Genomic DNA, 15294 nt, shown 5'->3' on the forward strand with positions numbered 1-15294 from the left:
CAGCTGATACCGTAGTGATGTTTGTCTTCAGAGGTGAGGATGGTGTAGCAGCGGTGGCAGCGTTCACGCATTCTTTAGCCTCCCAAAGCCAACAGTTACGTTGAAATATTGCTCAGCCTCGAAAACAAATCCCTTTGCATCTTTGCCCCAAGGGAGTTTCTGAAAGTTGCGCTGCTGCTGTCTTGATAGCGACTCAGCCTGCTTACGCGTCACCTTTACCGGTTCGAAATTAGAATCTGTAACTGGCTGACCTGATATACGCAAATGCTTAGTCGTCATCTCGTTTTCCTCATTCTGTCAGCCACAGCCCGGCGCAACCGTGCAACGTAATTGCAGGTAGTCACTTCGGATTCAGTCGGGATTTTGTGGTGGCGGCGTTTCTGGCGGGGATACTTCAGTTTGGCGTGTTCACAGGCTAAGAAAGTGATGCTAATTTGCCGTCGCATGTCCACCTCTCGCAGCTTTCAGTAACTGGTCAAGCTGATACACCTGGCTCTTGCGCTTGCAGGTCGTGACCACGTTGCGACGAGCAGCCTGCTCTTCCGCTTCGTAGCGCGTTCCCCAGCGTGGATATTTGCTGGCGAGGCGATACTCATAACCGTTGGTTCCGTAATTCTTCCTGCGGTGCGTAATGCCGTATTTGTACGCATGGTGCGTTGTATGCATGATGCACTTATCGCTTACTCCGAGACTGGCGAAGTAGATTCTGATTTCGCTGGTTTTCAGTGAGCCTTCTTTCGCCAGTAGCTCGCGTAGCATTTCGACTCTTGCTGCTAAACCCATTGGTTCTTTCATGCTGCTCTCCTGTTCTTTTCTCCCCAGCGCTGCGCCCACTCAAGCTCTAGCCGGGATTCGTCGCTAAACTTCACGTTCTGCTCTGTGCCGAACCAGTAAATCGCCTCGATAACCTCGACCATCTCGCTTACCCGCATCTTGCTTGTCCGTGAGCCGAACATGATGACGCCGCCGCCAATGCCTGGTGCGGTGCGTTGCTGTTCGTTTTTGGATTTCGCTACGAGTGCGGTGATGAGGTCTTTCCAGTCGTCAGGGCTGTACTTCTGCCCATACCATTCAACCTGCCGGGAGAGGTCGTGCAGCAGCGGCCATAACTTTCTGTTTTGGTCTGAGGTGCGCTTGCGTTCCTGAATGACTATTTCGAATGGCTTATCGGGACTGGCGGGAAGTTGCTGGATGGCTTCTATGCAGTTTCTTCGGATGCGGTCATCCCGCAGGAGGAACTTCGTTTTCTCCATCGCGCTTGTCTCTCTTCAGTGCGTCGCTGAGTAGCTTCCTGATGCCCGCAGGCATGCACATTGAGTTCGGATAGCGATTGACGAAGCGACTGATATCGCTCGCAAGCTTATCCAGCTCAGTGTCGGATATGACGTGCTCAGGACGTTTTAGGGGGATTACGTTGTTCATGATTTCCTCACCACATTAGATCGTCGTGTGCTGGTCCCGCATCTTCCATGCTTAGCAGAACATATCCGGGCAGATATGCGGAGACATCAGCAACGTGCGAAACCTGCCGAATGGCAAAGCGACCGGTAAATTTATCGCCATCCCACTCGCAGAGATTGAGAATATCGCCCTGCTGGTAGTCGCGGTCGTTATTGCGAAGCTCTGCCCGTTTTATTCCTGCGTCCACCGGAGAGAAGTGCTCAGGCAGAATTTTCAAGTTATGCTCTTTCATGCTTCATCCTGCTTGCTGCGGGCCAGCCATGCCTTCCATGCTAACTGGACGTCATGTTCAAAATACCTTTGCGTTGGCTCATACATGTCTGTTGATAAGCCTCCTGGCTGTATGACTATCCAGCTTTCAAACCGCTGCCGCTCCAGCTCATCTTTGTCGCTCATACATCCTCCGGTGGTGAAGGGAGTGGTTGCCAGGCGATAACTCGTGACCGGCTGAATCCGTATTTATCGAAGCTAGCCACTGCATAAGGAGTTACAGAGTGAATAGGATCATCCATGTAAACAAGAACGTCGCTTCCCATTTCTGGCATCCGCTCACTGCACTTAATCCACTCACTCATTCTTCCTCTCCTCGCTCGCGTTCCTGCTGCTCAAGATTTTCCCCAATATAAACGGGACAGATGGTTCCGCCTATTTCACCTGCCAGTCGCCTCGCCAGGTGTATTGAGCCGCAATGAGAATGCTCTTTATCGTCATATTCATTTGGGTCTGGGTTAGGGTGGTAAACGATGTAAAAGGCAGGAACGCTCATTACATCATGTTGCTCCAGTACAGGGAGTGCAATCTCAAGGGCTTGCATAATTTGCTGGCCTTCTTCGGTAAGAGTGCCTTGAGCGTTTAGCTCTCGGAAGTGTGATGAAAGCTCTCTGCACTTCTCAGCGGTTAATTTATTCATTGGTGCCCCCTTGATCTTCCGGTGAGAGGCTTTCGCAGTAGGTCATGATGCCAAGGTGTGTAATGATATAACCCTTGAAGGTGATGCCGCGGTCGGTGAACTCGACGTATTGCAGATAGCCATTATCGGCGAGCTGCTTGGCCACCTTCGATTTTGTCTGGATGATGGGATATGGCGTCTCTTTCAGGGCGTGGTCTATCTCTGCTCCCCACGCGCGCTCAGGGATACTCAGTTGTGTTTTGTTCATCAGAGCGCACCACCCTTCTTGCCGCCTTTATCGGAACGGGAATCGAATTGTGCCAGTTCTATTTCACCGCCTGACTTACCGCACCCAAAGCAAATGAAGTCGTTGTTCTGCGGGCGCACCACAAATGAAGGGGTGCTTTCGTCGTGGAACGGGCATAACCCGCGATAATTCGCACCTTGCTTAGTGAGCGAGGTTAATTTCATTGCACTATCGATGATGGACATTCAGAAGCCCTCCACTTTCAGACCGGACGCATGAGCTGACACGCGGATGAACTGGCGAATGATGTCTTTAGTGACCCAATTCTTTTCGCTCAGGTGCATAACCCATGAAAGGATTTTTTCGTGCGTGTTGCAGTCGCTGATTGCTACGTCATAGTCCCATCCGTTTGGCTCAGGGTCCTTTATGATGATGTGCTTACCATTCACGGTAACAAGCGATGCGATATATCCGCGCTGCTCCATGAACTTCTGAACGTCTAAGTTTCGTAGTGCCATGATTAACCCCCGTAGCGCCAGTCGTTGGCCGGCTGCTCTTTGTTCTTGTTGTCGGAATACTGCTTAGCTGCGGCTTCTTGGTCGATGTTGACGAAGTGACCATTCTTCCAGCCCATGTAGAAGGTCTTCGGCTGGCCGGATCGGTATTTACCGATGATGATTTCCGCAAGGCCTTTAAGGTCTGTGTTCTCGTTGTAGACCTCATCGCGGTACGGGAAGATGATGACGTCTGCGTCCTTTTCGATTGAGCTGGATCCTGCCAGGTCGCCCATGTTTGGCCGCTTATCGCCTCGCCCGTCAACGTTGCGGTTGAGCTGCGCCAGAAGCACCACGGGAACTTTGTTGCGCAGGCAGAACTGCTTCAGCTTGCGGGTGACTTCTGCAATCGCGAGGTCTGCACGCTCAGCTTTCGGCATGTCGATAAGGGTCAGGTAGTCGATAGCCAGAAAGCTCAAGCCGCCGTCCATGTTCATGCGCTCCGCCTGGCTGATGATCTCATCGATGGTGAACGAGCCAACCAGAGCATGGTTGTTTTCATCAAGCAGGGTGCCAGTTGCAGTAGTCAGGCGGGTGTAATCCTCCTGAGTCATGCCCAGCGGGTTTCGCAGCGTTCCGATAGACAGTCCGCCACGGTCAGCGATATGGCGCTCCACTACCTGCGTCTCTGACATCTCCATTGAGATAAGCAGCCCTGTTCCCTTTTGCCGGCCGATTGAGTTAGCGATGTTGATTGCCAGCTCGGTTTTACCCATTCCAGGGCGACCGGCGATGATAATCAGGTCGGTGCGGTCGAAGCCGCCATACTCGTTGTCCAGCGCCTCAATGCCAGTCTGAAGATACAAACCAGACTCAGCGCCCCTCATGCGATCTTCCAGCACATTCAGGTAGTCCTGAATCATGTCTCCAATGCGGCGAGGAAGTTTGTCGTTGGTTTCCAGCTGGAGCTTTGAGGCAAGGCGCGCAGCTTCGGCAATGCTTTCGTTCAGGTTATGCGGTGTAGCGCTGGCAAGCAGCTGTGCTGCCCTTGTCAGCTCTTCAGCGCCTTTGCGAAGCATCCAGCACTGGCGAACCTTCTTGGCCCATGCCTTGATGTTCGCGGCACTCTTACAGGCTGTCGCGATGCTCAGCACGTAATCACGGCTCTCCTGCGGGATGGAGTCACGAACAGTAAACGGGTCGATTGGCTCAGCTTTGTCCAGCAGGGTGACGATTGCCTGATACATGCTGCGCAGGTGGTGATTGGCGAATGCCGCCACCGGGAGCTTGCTGGCAATGTCACGGCAGTCGATATGGTCTCCCTTGATGAGCATTGCGCCGATCAGCTGCTCTTCGTAATCGAGGCTTTCCATGTCATTCCTCCTGGCTGATGATTTTGTCGATCATCTTCTGAGTTAGAGCAGTATCGATGCCGTATTTTTTGCCAGCATCGTTTTTCCCGCAGGCATAATCGGAAGGCGTGTAACCAAACTCGATATAACCATTGATGAACGTGTCAACGTTCTGAGGCGGACGCTTGGTCTCTTTGCAGTGCTCGAGGTGTGATTCGTAGAGTCGCTTAATTCCAGCAAGGGTGGTTTTGCTGATGCTTATCACGCGAGGCAGACCGTACTGTTGAGCTTTGCGGTTCCACGTTGCCTTGAATCGCTCTCGGTCGAATTCAAAGGGCTCAGAAGGTTTTCGCTTTTTCTTTTCAGGCTTATCAGACGAGTCCCCTTCAGGGGATATAGGGGTATTATTTAATTCTTGTTCTAGTAACTTCTTGTTCTGTTCATCGGATGGTTCATCGCGAGGTTCATCGGGTACAGCCCTTGAAGCCGCGCCAGCACTGGGTTTGATGTTATCGCGAGGTCTTTCGCGAGGTTCATCGGGTAAAACAGCCTGATATTCTGCGTAATTTGTTATGCAAACCACTGTTCCGAAACGAGTTCCTTTTGTGGTTATCATTCCCTCTCTGGCGAAGAAGTTAAGCATCCGGGTAACAGCCTGCGGACTCTTTTCCTTGTCATCCTGATCGCGTAATTTTCTCGCCATAATCGCCGCTGTCGTTACAAGCTCGCCGGGCTGAAGATTCCATGTCTTACCGGCAAACTCCACTGTACGAGGCCTATAAGCAGCATCACCGATAAGGCGTATCCACATGGCTAGCTTGGCTGTGTCTTTGGCCCAATCCTTAGACAGAAGGCTCCTGAACAGGGCAAAATGCCCCTGCTTTTGGTTTTCCATCCGTGAACTCCTGCGCTCATGTGCAGCGCTGAAATCGTATAATCTGGCGGTTGTCATTTCATGCTCCTGCGCGGGTCAAAAATTCGGAGGATTTCGTTAAATTGATCCACCGAGAAATCACATTTAAGTAGCTCATCCATAAAGCTATTAGGTAAAAACACGTACCCAGCTTCTGATGGACAGCGTTTAACTTCTTCCCGCGCCTTAGCTTTGAAAAGCTCGAAATCTTTAACGTTACTCATTTGCCCTTCTCCTTCGCTTTGGCCTCTTCCAGAATGTGCTTCAGTTTCTCCGCGACAGTCGGGTTGAAGCCTTTGCAGAACTCGATGCGGGCAAGGTTTTTGCGCATTTCTGCCTGGCGTAAAACGTGTTTCTTTGGCATAATCATCTCCGGGATATGCATCGTGGTTGTTGCCCCACCCTACGCCTCAAAGAGTTCATTGCTCTTTGGGGCGTTTCCTTTTGCGAGAAGCTGCGCCACCTGCCGGGCTAAATGAGCCATCTCGTCATCCACGACACCCCATTCCAGTACTGCCAGAAGCATCGAGAACTTCGGTATCCAGTCTCGTTTCCAGCGGCTTATCTGCGCCTTATCGACACCAACAGCAGCTGCTGTCTTTTCAGTGCCTAACAGGGCGATTTTGTTGAGCAAGGCGCTTTCAATGCGCAATGCCTCGTTGCGTTTCTTTGCATGATCCATTTCGTATGATTCCTTGGTGATAAGTTGTTGTTCAGACGTGACAAAGCCGCAGCTATTGCCACGAACGTTTTGTTGTTTCGTTTGAGTTAGTCGCCACGTTCTCGGTGGCTTCCGTAGGACTTCATGTCCGTTGTAAAAAGAGCGGGTACTGCTAAGCGGCTTTACTTTTTGAAGGTGGGAAAACATCATCTAGAGAACAATGGCATCCCAGCTTCTTTAGGCCTTCAACAATCAGTCGACAATCGTTGAGTCCAGGGGTACGGATATTCAGCTCATAGTTGGCAATTCGTGACTGTCCCCAACCAATCGCCGAAGCAAGAACAGCCTGCGAAACTCCGATTTTCTTTCGCTGCTGTGCAATGTTGTTCATTGCGTTCTCCTTGGCGTTAAACAGAACACCATTACACACAAAATGTGATTAACAGTCAACCTCAATTCGTGTACGGAGTGCAATCACGAACCGTGGTAAATTTATTGGATGAAAACAATGCATGAATTAATCGGGGAAAGGATTAAGTCCCTGCGTGAAGCAAAAGGACTTAGCCAGGTACAGCTAGCCAAACTTTGCGGTTGGGCGGCTCCGTCTCGTCTGGGGAATTATGAGTTAGGCACACGTAAGGTAAGTGCTGACGACGCGGTAATCCTTGGTTCTGCCCTTGGCGTATCACCAGCCAAGATCATGTTTGGTGATGAGTCTGATTCAGTTTTCAAACAATATGAATATCCATTGTTCGCGCACGTCCAGGCTGGCCCATTTGCCGAGGTCGGCAGCTACACGGCCAGTGACGCTAAGGCATGGGTGCCAACGACGAAGAAAGCCAGTGAGAAAGCGTTCTGGCTTGAGGTAAAGGGACATTCAATGACGGCACCACAGGGTGTGCGCCCGAGCTTTCCTGAAGGGATGCTGATACTGATTGATCCGGCTGAACCGGTAGAGTCGGGTGATTTCTGTATTGCATCTGCGAACGGTGACTCAGAAGTAACGTTCAAGAAGTACGAGCTGGACAGTGGCGTTAGTTACCTGGTGCCGCTGAACCCTGCATACAGGATTCTGGACTGCGACCACAGTATCCGCATCATTGGCAAGGTGGTTAAGGCTCAGTGGCCGGAAGAGACGTTTGGGTGATGAAATGAAGATTGGATACATCTTCCCTGCTGTTTGTGGGATAGCAGGGATAGCACTCCTGGTATGGTTCATTGCCAGCGGCGCCTGGATGCCAGGTGCTTAGGCCGGAAGATACGTTTGGGTAAAATGAGGCTGAAGGGTTACAGGCCAATAAGCCTGATTGACTACAGCATCACTTGTATTCATAATCACACTTGAGATTACTAATTAGGTAGTCTGGGAGGTTGAGTATGTACAGCGAAAATAAAGCAGCTCAAATGGCTGGTTACCTACTGTTGAAACGTGGTGGGCGCATGGCATATATCAAACTCATGAAACTGCTTTACCTGGCTGATCGTGAGTATATGATCAGTTATGGCGACTCAATGACTGGTGACCGCGCAGTGTCCATGAACAATGGTCCTGTATTGTCACGAACCTATGACCTGCTTAAGTCAGGCAGCCCTCTTGAAGAATCACCTTGGGATGACTGGATAAAAGGTGAATCGAATTATGAGGTTTCAGTCAAAAAGCCAGTTCATGGGCTTGAAGACGATGATGCTTTCGATGAGCTAAGCCGAGCTGATATAAAAATTCTGGATAAAGTTTTCTCAGAGTTTGGTCATTATAAGCGCTTTGAGCTTTGTGAATTAACGCACCGAATTTGTTCTGAGTGGCAAGATCCTCACGGGTCGTCTGTTGCGATCAATCCAAAATCCATTTTCATGGCTGGCGGGAAATCTGAAGCGGAAGCCGAAGCTCTCCTTGATAGAATGAGAGCGCGCGACCAACTCAAAAAATTCAGCAGTGAGCTAGCATGACAGTTTACTCACCATACAGGAAAGGCACCGTATTGGCCCCTGTTGGTGGGTCTAAACATCTACATATCATTTGTAACGATCCAGTGTACCATCCTGTCCATGGTTGCGAATGCGTACTGGTCGTTAATATCACCACGGTATATCCGGCTCCAGTACACCACGATCCAGCATGTATTTTACGTGCTGGAGAGCACCCATTTGTGCATCATGACAGTTATGTTTTCTATGCCGATGCTATTGTATGGAAAGTCCCTAATGTGGTTTCTAGGGAAGAAAGCGGAGAATTGGAAAAACACGCTGATATGGAAGAAAGCGTTTTTCAGCGTGTACTATCAGGATTCGAATCTTCTGATTTTACACCTAACAAGGTGCTAAAGTTTTATCGCCAACACTGCAAATAAACCCGGCCACAGCGCCGGGTTTTTTATTGCGCCGATCCCCATATGACCGCCACCCTATCTCGTTGATATACCAGTAGAAGATCTCAATACCTTCAGTTTTGCCCGCCACACCGATCCCTATGGTTAACGATGTCATTAATGGTAAACGGTTTACCAATGGTGAACTCGTTGCCACTCCTGCACCCGCCACCGCACCGGGTTTTTCATGCCCACCCCTAAAGCTATCTCCTGCCGTGCCGATAACACTAATGTCCAGAGAGACACGGCCTCAGGGCCGGAACAAGCTGATTGTCCGCATCACTCTTGCCCGCCGTGTGCGGGCTTTTTTTGCCGCTTACGCTTGCAGGTAAAAAAATATCGGCCAATAATGAAAGTGAAATATATCCATCACTTTGCTTGTTGCTCGACAAGTTACCGCCAGCGCTGGTCTGGCGGTTTTTTTTGCCCGCAATCCTGACCTGCACCGTCAGTGCGTCGTCGACAGCAGAGCCAGCGCCATCTGCACTACTATGTCATCTGCTTTATCAGCATAAAGACCTGTTATCTTCTCCTTTATTGCCAGATTAGTTATCGCCCGCCCCTCCCTCAGCAGCTCCATAGTCCCCCTACCAAGAACCTCTCCCACCTCAGGCATCATCTTCCTGTGCAAGTCAGCCACATCTTTGTTTCTCATGCCACCAACCTCCTCCTGTTAAGCCATGAAATCTTAGCACTGAGTCGAGCGCTGTACGGGTTTTTTGCGGCTGTAGAAAAATAAATACACAAAAAAATCACACACATAGCGTGTCATATTAAATTTATACACAATTTGTGATTGACCATTAAATCACAATATGTGAATATCTCTCCATCAGCAGGACGCTGGCGCAGTACGAAACGGATAGCAGCTCTTTGTAACAACGAGCGGGAAGCTCTACGGAAGGTGCCGAGAACGCACCGAACTCAAACAGTGGTTACTGAGTGCATTGTTGCGACAGTGCAGCCAGTAACTAACCGGAGGATTTATGGCGAACATCGTCTATGGCAAATCACTTAACCCTGTTGGAAAAGATAACGCGAAGTCACGCCGCAACGCTCGCCGGGCTGAAGAGGCTATTAAGGCGCGTGAGATTGAAGCGATTCTGGCGAGCGCATTTAGTCAGGAAGCGCCGCAGCGTCGCGTGGAACTGAGCCGCGCTGAGATTGCCTGCAAACGGCCGGCAGCTGACCGCGTAGTCAAGGCTGTAGAAACAGAGACGGAGTATCACAAGCAGATTCTGGCGGGCGCTGAGAAGTATGTCGGCGGCCAAATCGAAAACGGCATGTGCCTGCCGCAAGTTTCCATCTACGCAGCTGGCTATCGCAAATCTAAAGACATCGTAACGGCACGGTAACTATCTATGAACCAGAGCAGAATCACGGCAGCCCGACTTAGGGAGCAACTCACCTACGACGAAGAAACCGGGGTGTTTTGCTGGAAGATTCAGAAGGGATGGAAGTTCCCCGGAGATGTGGCCGGGTACATCCGTCAGGACGGATACGTTTATATCAGGGTTGATGCAATTCTTTATGCCGCGCACCGTCTTGCCTGGCTATACATGTACGGTGAGTGGCCTAAGGAATGCGTTGATCACATCAACAATGTCAAAAGCGATAACAGCAAAAATAACCTTCGAGCTGCTACCAATCAGGAAAACATGTGGAATCGTGTTGCGCAGAAAAATAACACCTCTGGATATAAAGGTGTTGGCTTCAACAAGCAAACGAAGAAGTGGAAAGCCACGATCAAATGCCACGGTGTAAAGATTCCACTGGGCGAATTCAAAACGCCTGAGGAGGCCCACAAGGCTTACTCGGAGGCATCTGAGAGACTTCACGGAAAATTTTCAAATACGGGCCTGTAAGGCCTTTTTACTGGAGCCCACCATGAGCAACACAGACTGGATTATCTGCTGGATAGTCACCGGGGCGCTTATGGTGGCGGGTTATTTAGGAGGGTGAGAATGGACGCAGCAACGATTTTAAGACTGGATTTGCAAAATTGTAACGGCGATATACACGAGCACGAGCTAGTAATCAGGGAGTGGCTGGAAATGGACGCAGCGCAGATTACAAATAAGGAGCGGAGCCATGCGATGCATAGCGCTTTCGGCTCGTCATTCGAAGCCGATGAAGCCCTGAACCGCATTCATGCCGATTTATTTGGATCGATTATCCGGGATTAGGCGTTGGGCCAGTAACCACTACAGGAGAGATAGGATGGAGTGGATTAGCTTAGAAGAGCGCACCCCAGAAGATGGAGAGCGCTGCGTGGTTTTCACCAGCGAAGGCGAGTACAAGCTAGGCAGTTATGATGAAGATGAAGGCAATTTTTATGACTTCGACTTCTTCGACCCTATTGATGGGGTGAAAGCCTGGCAAACAGTATTCGAGTGCACAATTTGAGTAACACCGCAGAGGCGATTCACTGAGTCGCTTCGACGCTGTTACGCACAGCAGGTTTGATAAATCCTTACAACCAGACAGTAACACTCCCTATGGGCACCGCAATGGTGCCCTTCTTTTTGACACCAACATAAACGAATTAAGGAACCCACGATGAACTATGCCATCGCGGGCGGTGCCGTCGTGGGCTCCGCTCAGTTTGATGAATCACTGTTAGACGTTATCACCCGCCGCCTCCGCACTGGCTGGCGCTCACTTGTAGACACGCTGAATCAGCGAGGCAATCCCCAATGACCATTCTCCCCGTGAACGGAACCGTACTGGTTCAGCAGCCCTGTGAGCGTCTCGGGAAGCTCTACGAAGCGTCATTCCCCGACAGCAAGGCCGGTATGCACGAAGCATACGTGTGGGCAGCGGAAATATCTCTCGGCTTCCATGAGAGCCAGAACGAAGACTGGGCTAACTGGAGTAAGCGCAATGCAGCATGACGATGAAGCGATCTGGACTGATTTCATGCAGGGGATGCTGGGCGAGCTGGCAGACCCTGAGACATACGAGCAAGCCGCACAGGAAGCGATTGCTGATTACCGTACGGAGCAACAGGCAGCAAAGATGGGGATGACATATGAGCGTTTATAAGGCTATCAGCGCAGTGGCGAAAGAGCTGGCTGAGCAAGGCATCAGGAAAGACAGCCGCAACTCTCAGCAGGGTTTCATGTTCCGCGGCATCGACGCCGTTTATAACGCGCTGGCGCCGGCACTGGTCAAGCACGGCTTGCTCATCCTTCCGCGCATTACAGAGCGCACGGTGACTGAGCGAACCACGCAGAAAGGCGGCGTCCTGTTCTATGTCGTCGTTAAGGCTGAGTTCGATTTCGTTGCCACGGAAGACGGCAGCACGCACACGGTAGTGACATATGGCGAGGCGATGGATAGCGGAGACAAAGCAACTAACAAGGCTATGTCGATCGCCTATAAGTACGCAGCATTTCAGGCGTTCTGCATCCCAACAGAAGAGACGGCTATCGATGCTGACGCAGAAGTTCATCATGTCGCGCCGCAGCAAAAACCGGCGCCGGCACCTGAAGCGGTCCTGAAGGCTTTCACAGAAGCGGCACAGAACAAGCAAAATCTTCCTGAGCTGAAAGGAGCCTTCGCTAAGGCATGGCAGATGCTGGAAGGCACGCCAGAGCAGGCTAAGGCGCAGGAGGTATACGAAATCAGAAAAACCGAGCTTGAAGGAGCTACAGCCTAATGCCAATCAACACGATCACAATCGCAGGCAATGTCGGGAAAGACGCTGTCCTGCGCGTCACTCCAAATGGGAAGCACATCGCGACGTTCTCGCTGCCAGCCAAATCAGGCTTCGGTGACAACGAGAAAACCTCCTGGCTGCAATGCAAAATGTTCGGAGCCATGGCTGAGAAGTTGTCCGCTTCCATCCTGAAGGGTGCGAAGGTCACAGTGACCGGCGAGTTTGTCATTGAGGAATGGGATAAGAACGACGGCAGTAAAGCGTCAATCCCTACCATCCTCGTTCGGGATATCGACCTGCCGCCAAAGCAGAACGGACAGCAACAGAGTCGGCCGCAGCAGCGTGGTCAATCTACCGAACCTGATTACGATCCCAATATCCCATTCTGATTTAACCCTCCACTAAGGCACCTGTATGGAACTTTCACCGCTTGAATCGGCGCATTACGCACGCCTGTCAGAAATACAGAAAGATCGCTTTCTGTGGCGTACAGAGCAGATGACGCCGCGTGAGAGGAAGTGTCAGCAGGTTGCCCTAGCCGCGGTAGAAGCAGCGCAGGCGGCGAAACGTGGCGAGGAGCATGAGCGCAGGTTAACGCCGGAGCGGAAAGCTGAAGTGCACAGGGAGTGCCTTCACATTCGCATCCACCGGCTCACTGCGATAAGCCCCGCCCTGCCCCGAATTCTGGTCACGAAGCCGGGGATATTGTGGATGGATTACACGACAGAGCGGCGCGGTAGGTTTGGCGCTGTGGTGCAGGACTAACTATTTCGCCGCTCAGCGGCACAGGAGATGACATGAGGCAGCAGGTGTTATTTGAAGGTGGTCGCGCAGCCGTGGTGCTTATAGACGACAGCAAAGGCCAGACGCACTTTATTAACCTGCGAAAGGTTAGTGCAATCACAACACGCGAGCATGACAGGGAGAAGTGCCTTCAGGAAGTTGAAGTGGTTACGGATGGCGGCGTCGCTGCATTCATCTTGAATTGCGACCTTTACACCGACCTTGTTGATGCCTGGCTCTTTGTTAACGCAGAAAACTGGCCGAAGCTAAAAGTCGCAGAGGGGCTTAAATCATGAAAAAGTACACAGAAGCAGAGCGCGCGGCGCTGATTGAATTCACAAAGCAAAGAATTGAAGCGCTGCGGTTCTCAATAAAGCAGCACGCATTTGAATCTATCAGGAAGCCACTGCAATCAGAGCTTGCGGTTGCAGAAATCGCCCTGGTGTCACTGACGGAGAAGCCTGTTCACCAGTCTTTAATTTATGGCTCTTGGTACGATGTTGACGAAGGTGAATATTGGACATCCGAATCAGACTGCCGAAGAATCGTATACACCGCGCCGCCCGTTGCCGCGCTGAGTATGCCGGATTATGAGGAAGATGAACAAGCCTTTAACTATGGCCTACACGCACTGATTGACTGCCTTGAGGATTGTGGGGATGCAGGGCAGGGATTGCGACTTGCCATAAGAGCCATGCGCCTGAACGCCACCGCGCCAGCAGAGGAGAAGAAGTGATGGCCAGCGATTTCGATGATGAATATTTGTCAGAGATGATTCATAACCCAAGCGAAGATGATGTGCGTCGCGCGCTGGCAAAGGAGCTACTGGCGCATCGTAAGGCTGAGCCAGCGGCTCCTGACGGTTGGATTAAGTGCAAAGACAGATTGCCTGCAGGAGAAGAATTCGTTCTTGCCTGTTGGTCACATACGGGCCATGTAGAAGACGTTTTCTTCGCTTTCGATGAGGATGAACCTGAGCAGCGTTACCATGTTTTATACGATGGCGAGCGGATGCTTCAGGGGCCAACCCACTGGAAGCCGCTGGAGTTGCCGCAGGATAATTAGACCTCTGATATACTGTTCGCATAAACAGTGTATTGGTGGATATATGCGCAAATTTGTCAGCGCCGGCGCAGCGTTCTACATGCTCGATAAGGGTGATAAGCTCACTAAGCACGAGATATTTCACCGCTACGACCCGGCTCGATTCGTAATCTGGCCCCGCAAAGGTGGCTGGGATGTGATGGAGTGCGTCGGTAATGAGTGGGTGCGGTTAACCGACAGCCTGTTCGAGTCGGAGAATGCAGCCTTCGTGTTCGCCTACGATAAGTTCTGTGCTGAGCAGGAAAGAGCGAGACGGAAATAGTTAACGAGATGGCCGCCCAATGAGGCGGTTTTTATTGCCTGTCATAAGGGGTGAGCATGCATTACTTCCTCATCATCATTTTCCATTCCGGCAGCGTTACGCATATCCCGTTTGATAACTCTGCCAGTTGTATCGAATCCGTTAAGACCATCAGCAAACAAATTCCAGCCAATACAGGCTATGTGACATGCCTGGTGGATAAGGGGAAGTGACTATGAATTTCGCAGATCCGATTGATGAAGCAGCAGCAAGAGAGCAGCAGCTGATAGAGGTGGCGCTGGCTAACAGGCCGGCGCCGCAGATGATTTATACAGGTGAATGTCACTACTGCGAGGAGCCAATCGACAAGGGGCACTTCTGCAGCGATGAGTGTCGGACTGACCATGAGCGCATGGTGTGGGCGCAGAAGCAGAGGAGCGTGGTATGAATATAACCCAGAGCACCATTCAACAGTTGGTTATCACCGAAGCTGACAGGCTAGACCCGGTAAAAGTGATGATTGAAAACCTCCGCCCCGGAGCTGGCAACATCACCATTACCTGCTTCGGCAGTTCATGGACGTCATACTGGGGCTCCATGTCTGACCGCACGATTCAAGAATTCTTCATCGACTGTAACGATTCATACCTTATCAACTGCCTTAGCCGTGGCATTCGATCAACCATCGAGGGGGAAGATAACGAAGCCAATATTGAATTCGTTAAAAAGGAAATTTTAAAGCTTCGCCGTGAGAAGGAAATCGACCAATTTGAGGCCCGAGAATATTGGGATGAGGCTGATGGAGCGGATGATGTGAAAGACATGGTTTGCAACTGGCACAGTCATTCATCTCTTCGCAAGGTGTTTGGAGATGAACCTTGGCACGCCAGCTGGCCCACCGTACCAAATCCGGATTACGAATACCTCGAAAGAATCGTGCAAGCCGTTCGAGGAGCCATTAAGCAAACCTCCGTCGTACCCGCCTAACCCACACTCACCCTATTCACTATCGCGCTCTGCGTGAGGAGTTGTTATGTCTGAAATTAGTCTATGGCGCGTTACAGCCGCCAGCTTTGGATGGGATGAATACGACTCATTTGTTGTATGGGCGCGCTCTGCCGA

General features: G+C 51.0%; 39 protein-coding genes. 20 read left to right on the forward strand and 19 right to left on the reverse strand.

Annotation, left to right across the window (positions count from 1 at the left end):
* Positions 1-63: 63 nt before the first annotated feature.
* The 18 genes from HA46_RS17600 to HA46_RS17660 form a co-directional block, all read right to left on the reverse strand.
* Positions 64-279: a hypothetical protein gene (locus HA46_RS17600; RefSeq protein ID WP_084885824.1), complete on the reverse strand. Its 216-nt coding sequence runs from the start codon at positions 277-279 to the stop codon at positions 64-66.
* On the reverse strand, positions 276-446 hold the full coding sequence (locus HA46_RS21585) for a NinE family protein (RefSeq protein ID WP_143807660.1): 171 nt from the start codon (positions 444-446) through the stop codon (positions 276-278). Before HA46_RS21585 ends, HA46_RS17600 begins: the two co-directional genes overlap by 4 nt.
* On the reverse strand, positions 430-795 hold the full coding sequence (locus HA46_RS17605) for a hypothetical protein (RefSeq protein ID WP_084885827.1): 366 nt from the start codon (positions 793-795) through the stop codon (positions 430-432). The genes HA46_RS21585 and HA46_RS17605 overlap by 17 nt, the downstream gene beginning before the upstream one ends.
* Positions 792-1253, reverse strand: coding sequence for a recombination protein NinB (locus tag HA46_RS17610; protein ID WP_084885829.1), 462 nt, complete (start codon positions 1251-1253; stop codon positions 792-794). Before HA46_RS17610 ends, HA46_RS17605 begins: the two co-directional genes overlap by 4 nt.
* Complete coding sequence (locus HA46_RS21080; protein ID WP_158086849.1) at positions 1222-1422, reverse strand: hypothetical protein; 201 nt, start codon at positions 1420-1422, stop codon at positions 1222-1224. Before HA46_RS21080 ends, HA46_RS17610 begins: the two co-directional genes overlap by 32 nt.
* Before the next feature lie 7 nt (positions 1423-1429).
* A complete protein-coding gene (locus HA46_RS17615; protein WP_084885831.1) occupies positions 1430-1693 on the reverse strand; it encodes a DUF3850 domain-containing protein in 264 nt (87 codons plus the stop codon).
* A complete protein-coding gene (locus HA46_RS21085; protein WP_158086850.1) occupies positions 1690-1857 on the reverse strand; it encodes a hypothetical protein in 168 nt (55 codons plus the stop codon). The genes HA46_RS17615 and HA46_RS21085 overlap by 4 nt, the downstream gene beginning before the upstream one ends.
* Positions 1854-2036, reverse strand: coding sequence for a DUF551 domain-containing protein (locus HA46_RS21590; protein ID WP_084885832.1), 183 nt, complete (start codon positions 2034-2036; stop codon positions 1854-1856). The genes HA46_RS21085 and HA46_RS21590 overlap by 4 nt, the downstream gene beginning before the upstream one ends.
* A complete protein-coding gene (locus HA46_RS20935) occupies positions 2033-2371 on the reverse strand; it encodes a hypothetical protein (protein WP_143807661.1) in 339 nt (112 codons plus the stop codon). The genes HA46_RS21590 and HA46_RS20935 overlap by 4 nt, the downstream gene beginning before the upstream one ends.
* Complete coding sequence (locus HA46_RS17625; protein ID WP_084885834.1) at positions 2364-2618, reverse strand: hypothetical protein; 255 nt, start codon at positions 2616-2618, stop codon at positions 2364-2366. The genes HA46_RS20935 and HA46_RS17625 overlap by 8 nt, the downstream gene beginning before the upstream one ends.
* Positions 2618-2842, reverse strand: coding sequence for a CHC2 zinc finger domain-containing protein (locus HA46_RS17630; RefSeq protein ID WP_084885837.1), 225 nt, complete (start codon positions 2840-2842; stop codon positions 2618-2620). Before HA46_RS17630 ends, HA46_RS17625 begins: the two co-directional genes overlap by 1 nt.
* On the reverse strand, positions 2843-3115 hold the full coding sequence (locus tag HA46_RS17635; RefSeq protein ID WP_084885839.1) for a hypothetical protein: 273 nt from the start codon (positions 3113-3115) through the stop codon (positions 2843-2845).
* A gap of 2 nt (positions 3116-3117) precedes the next feature.
* Positions 3118-4464 carry a replicative DNA helicase gene (locus tag HA46_RS17640; protein ID WP_084885842.1) on the reverse strand — a complete coding sequence of 449 codons (1347 nt, stop codon included), beginning with the start codon at positions 4462-4464 and terminating at the stop codon, positions 3118-3120.
* Between the two features lies 1 nt (position 4465).
* Positions 4466-5338: a replication protein gene (locus HA46_RS17645; protein ID WP_096073377.1), complete on the reverse strand. Its 873-nt coding sequence runs from the start codon at positions 5336-5338 to the stop codon at positions 4466-4468.
* 53 nt (positions 5339-5391) lie between these two features.
* Positions 5392-5580 carry a hypothetical protein gene (locus HA46_RS17650; RefSeq protein WP_033748106.1) on the reverse strand — a complete coding sequence of 63 codons (189 nt, stop codon included), beginning with the start codon at positions 5578-5580 and terminating at the stop codon, positions 5392-5394.
* Positions 5577-5720 carry a hypothetical protein gene (locus tag HA46_RS21090; protein ID WP_158086851.1) on the reverse strand — a complete coding sequence of 48 codons (144 nt, stop codon included), beginning with the start codon at positions 5718-5720 and terminating at the stop codon, positions 5577-5579. The genes HA46_RS17650 and HA46_RS21090 overlap by 4 nt, the downstream gene beginning before the upstream one ends.
* A 39-nt stretch (positions 5721-5759) precedes the next feature.
* Positions 5760-6038 carry a CII family transcriptional regulator gene (locus HA46_RS17655; protein ID WP_033748108.1) on the reverse strand — a complete coding sequence of 93 codons (279 nt, stop codon included), beginning with the start codon at positions 6036-6038 and terminating at the stop codon, positions 5760-5762.
* Positions 6039-6189: 151 nt separating this feature from the next.
* The gene (locus tag HA46_RS17660; protein WP_072010384.1) at positions 6190-6408 is read right to left on the reverse strand and encodes a helix-turn-helix transcriptional regulator; all 219 of its coding nucleotides are present in this window, start codon (positions 6406-6408) and stop codon (positions 6190-6192) included.
* Between the two features lie 108 nt (positions 6409-6516).
* On the opposite strand from HA46_RS17660, the gene HA46_RS17665 reads away from it, so the two are divergent.
* From HA46_RS17665 to HA46_RS17675, 4 genes are all read left to right on the forward strand, one after another.
* Positions 6517-7164, forward strand: coding sequence for a LexA family protein (locus HA46_RS17665; protein ID WP_033748110.1), 648 nt, complete (start codon positions 6517-6519; stop codon positions 7162-7164).
* 4 nt (positions 7165-7168) lie between these two features.
* Positions 7169-7267, forward strand: a complete 99-nt coding sequence (locus HA46_RS20940; protein WP_143807664.1) for a YoaK family small membrane protein — start codon at positions 7169-7171, stop codon at positions 7265-7267.
* Between the two features lie 127 nt (positions 7268-7394).
* Positions 7395-7964 carry a Panacea domain-containing protein gene (locus HA46_RS17670; protein ID WP_033748113.1) on the forward strand — a complete coding sequence of 190 codons (570 nt, stop codon included), beginning with the start codon at positions 7395-7397 and terminating at the stop codon, positions 7962-7964.
* Positions 7961-8365: a hypothetical protein gene (locus HA46_RS17675; protein WP_072010385.1), complete on the forward strand. Its 405-nt coding sequence runs from the start codon at positions 7961-7963 to the stop codon at positions 8363-8365. The genes HA46_RS17670 and HA46_RS17675 overlap by 4 nt, the downstream gene beginning before the upstream one ends.
* Before the next feature lie 466 nt (positions 8366-8831).
* Here HA46_RS17675 and HA46_RS17680 read toward each other — a convergent pair whose 3' ends face one another.
* Positions 8832-9038: a hypothetical protein gene (locus HA46_RS17680; protein WP_033748118.1), complete on the reverse strand. Its 207-nt coding sequence runs from the start codon at positions 9036-9038 to the stop codon at positions 8832-8834.
* A 331-nt stretch (positions 9039-9369) separates the two neighbouring features.
* Here HA46_RS17680 and HA46_RS17685 point away from each other — a divergent pair, with 331 nt between their 5' ends.
* The 16 genes from HA46_RS17685 to HA46_RS17750 all read left to right on the forward strand — a co-directional run bounded on the left by HA46_RS17685 (position 9370) and on the right by HA46_RS17750 (position 15159).
* Positions 9370-9738, forward strand: a complete 369-nt coding sequence (locus HA46_RS17685) for a transcriptional antitermination N peptide (protein ID WP_033748120.1) — start codon at positions 9370-9372, stop codon at positions 9736-9738.
* 6 nt (positions 9739-9744) lie between these two features.
* Positions 9745-10248 (forward strand): HNH endonuclease, encoded by a 504-nt coding sequence (locus HA46_RS17690; protein ID WP_033748122.1) that lies wholly within the window; start codon positions 9745-9747, stop codon positions 10246-10248.
* A gap of 99 nt (positions 10249-10347) precedes the next feature.
* On the forward strand, positions 10348-10569 hold the full coding sequence (locus HA46_RS17695; RefSeq protein WP_084885844.1) for a hypothetical protein: 222 nt from the start codon (positions 10348-10350) through the stop codon (positions 10567-10569).
* 34 nt (positions 10570-10603) lie between these two features.
* A complete protein-coding gene (locus HA46_RS17700) occupies positions 10604-10789 on the forward strand; it encodes a DUF551 domain-containing protein (RefSeq protein ID WP_084885847.1) in 186 nt (61 codons plus the stop codon).
* A gap of 153 nt (positions 10790-10942) precedes the next feature.
* Positions 10943-11083, forward strand: coding sequence for a protease FtsH-inhibitory lysogeny factor CIII (locus tag HA46_RS20945; protein WP_143807662.1), 141 nt, complete (start codon positions 10943-10945; stop codon positions 11081-11083).
* Positions 11080-11277 (forward strand): DUF5444 family protein, encoded by a 198-nt coding sequence (locus HA46_RS17705; protein WP_084885849.1) that lies wholly within the window; start codon positions 11080-11082, stop codon positions 11275-11277. Before HA46_RS20945 ends, HA46_RS17705 begins: the two co-directional genes overlap by 4 nt.
* Complete coding sequence (locus tag HA46_RS21095; protein WP_158086852.1) at positions 11267-11428, forward strand: hypothetical protein; 162 nt, start codon at positions 11267-11269, stop codon at positions 11426-11428. Before HA46_RS17705 ends, HA46_RS21095 begins: the two co-directional genes overlap by 11 nt.
* Complete coding sequence (locus tag HA46_RS17710; protein ID WP_084885851.1) at positions 11415-12044, forward strand: ERF family protein; 630 nt, start codon at positions 11415-11417, stop codon at positions 12042-12044. The genes HA46_RS21095 and HA46_RS17710 overlap by 14 nt, the downstream gene beginning before the upstream one ends.
* The gene (locus HA46_RS17715) at positions 12044-12433 is read left to right on the forward strand and encodes a single-stranded DNA-binding protein (protein WP_084885854.1); all 390 of its coding nucleotides are present in this window, start codon (positions 12044-12046) and stop codon (positions 12431-12433) included. The genes HA46_RS17710 and HA46_RS17715 overlap by 1 nt, the downstream gene beginning before the upstream one ends.
* Positions 12434-12458: 25 nt before the next feature.
* Complete coding sequence (locus HA46_RS17720; RefSeq protein WP_084885857.1) at positions 12459-12809, forward strand: hypothetical protein; 351 nt, start codon at positions 12459-12461, stop codon at positions 12807-12809.
* Between the two features lie 32 nt (positions 12810-12841).
* Complete coding sequence (locus HA46_RS17725; protein WP_084885859.1) at positions 12842-13123, forward strand: hypothetical protein; 282 nt, start codon at positions 12842-12844, stop codon at positions 13121-13123.
* Positions 13120-13563, forward strand: coding sequence for a hypothetical protein (locus HA46_RS17730; RefSeq protein ID WP_084885861.1), 444 nt, complete (start codon positions 13120-13122; stop codon positions 13561-13563). The genes HA46_RS17725 and HA46_RS17730 overlap by 4 nt, the downstream gene beginning before the upstream one ends.
* A complete protein-coding gene (locus HA46_RS17735; protein ID WP_084885863.1) occupies positions 13563-13892 on the forward strand; it encodes a DUF551 domain-containing protein in 330 nt (109 codons plus the stop codon). The genes HA46_RS17730 and HA46_RS17735 overlap by 1 nt, the downstream gene beginning before the upstream one ends.
* A 43-nt stretch (positions 13893-13935) precedes the next feature.
* On the forward strand, positions 13936-14193 hold the full coding sequence (locus HA46_RS17740; RefSeq protein ID WP_084885865.1) for a hypothetical protein: 258 nt from the start codon (positions 13936-13938) through the stop codon (positions 14191-14193).
* Positions 14194-14407: 214 nt separating this feature from the next.
* Entirely contained in the window at positions 14408-14620 is a 213-nt protein-coding gene (locus tag HA46_RS17745; RefSeq protein ID WP_084885868.1) for a hypothetical protein, read from the forward strand.
* Positions 14617-15159: a phiTE_072 family protein gene (locus tag HA46_RS17750; protein ID WP_084885871.1), complete on the forward strand. Its 543-nt coding sequence runs from the start codon at positions 14617-14619 to the stop codon at positions 15157-15159. The genes HA46_RS17745 and HA46_RS17750 overlap by 4 nt, the downstream gene beginning before the upstream one ends.
* Positions 15160-15294 lie beyond the last annotated feature (135 nt).

This window comes from Pantoea septica, from assembly GCF_002095575.1.
Classification (GTDB): Bacteria; Pseudomonadota; Gammaproteobacteria; order Enterobacterales; family Enterobacteriaceae; genus Pantoea; species Pantoea septica.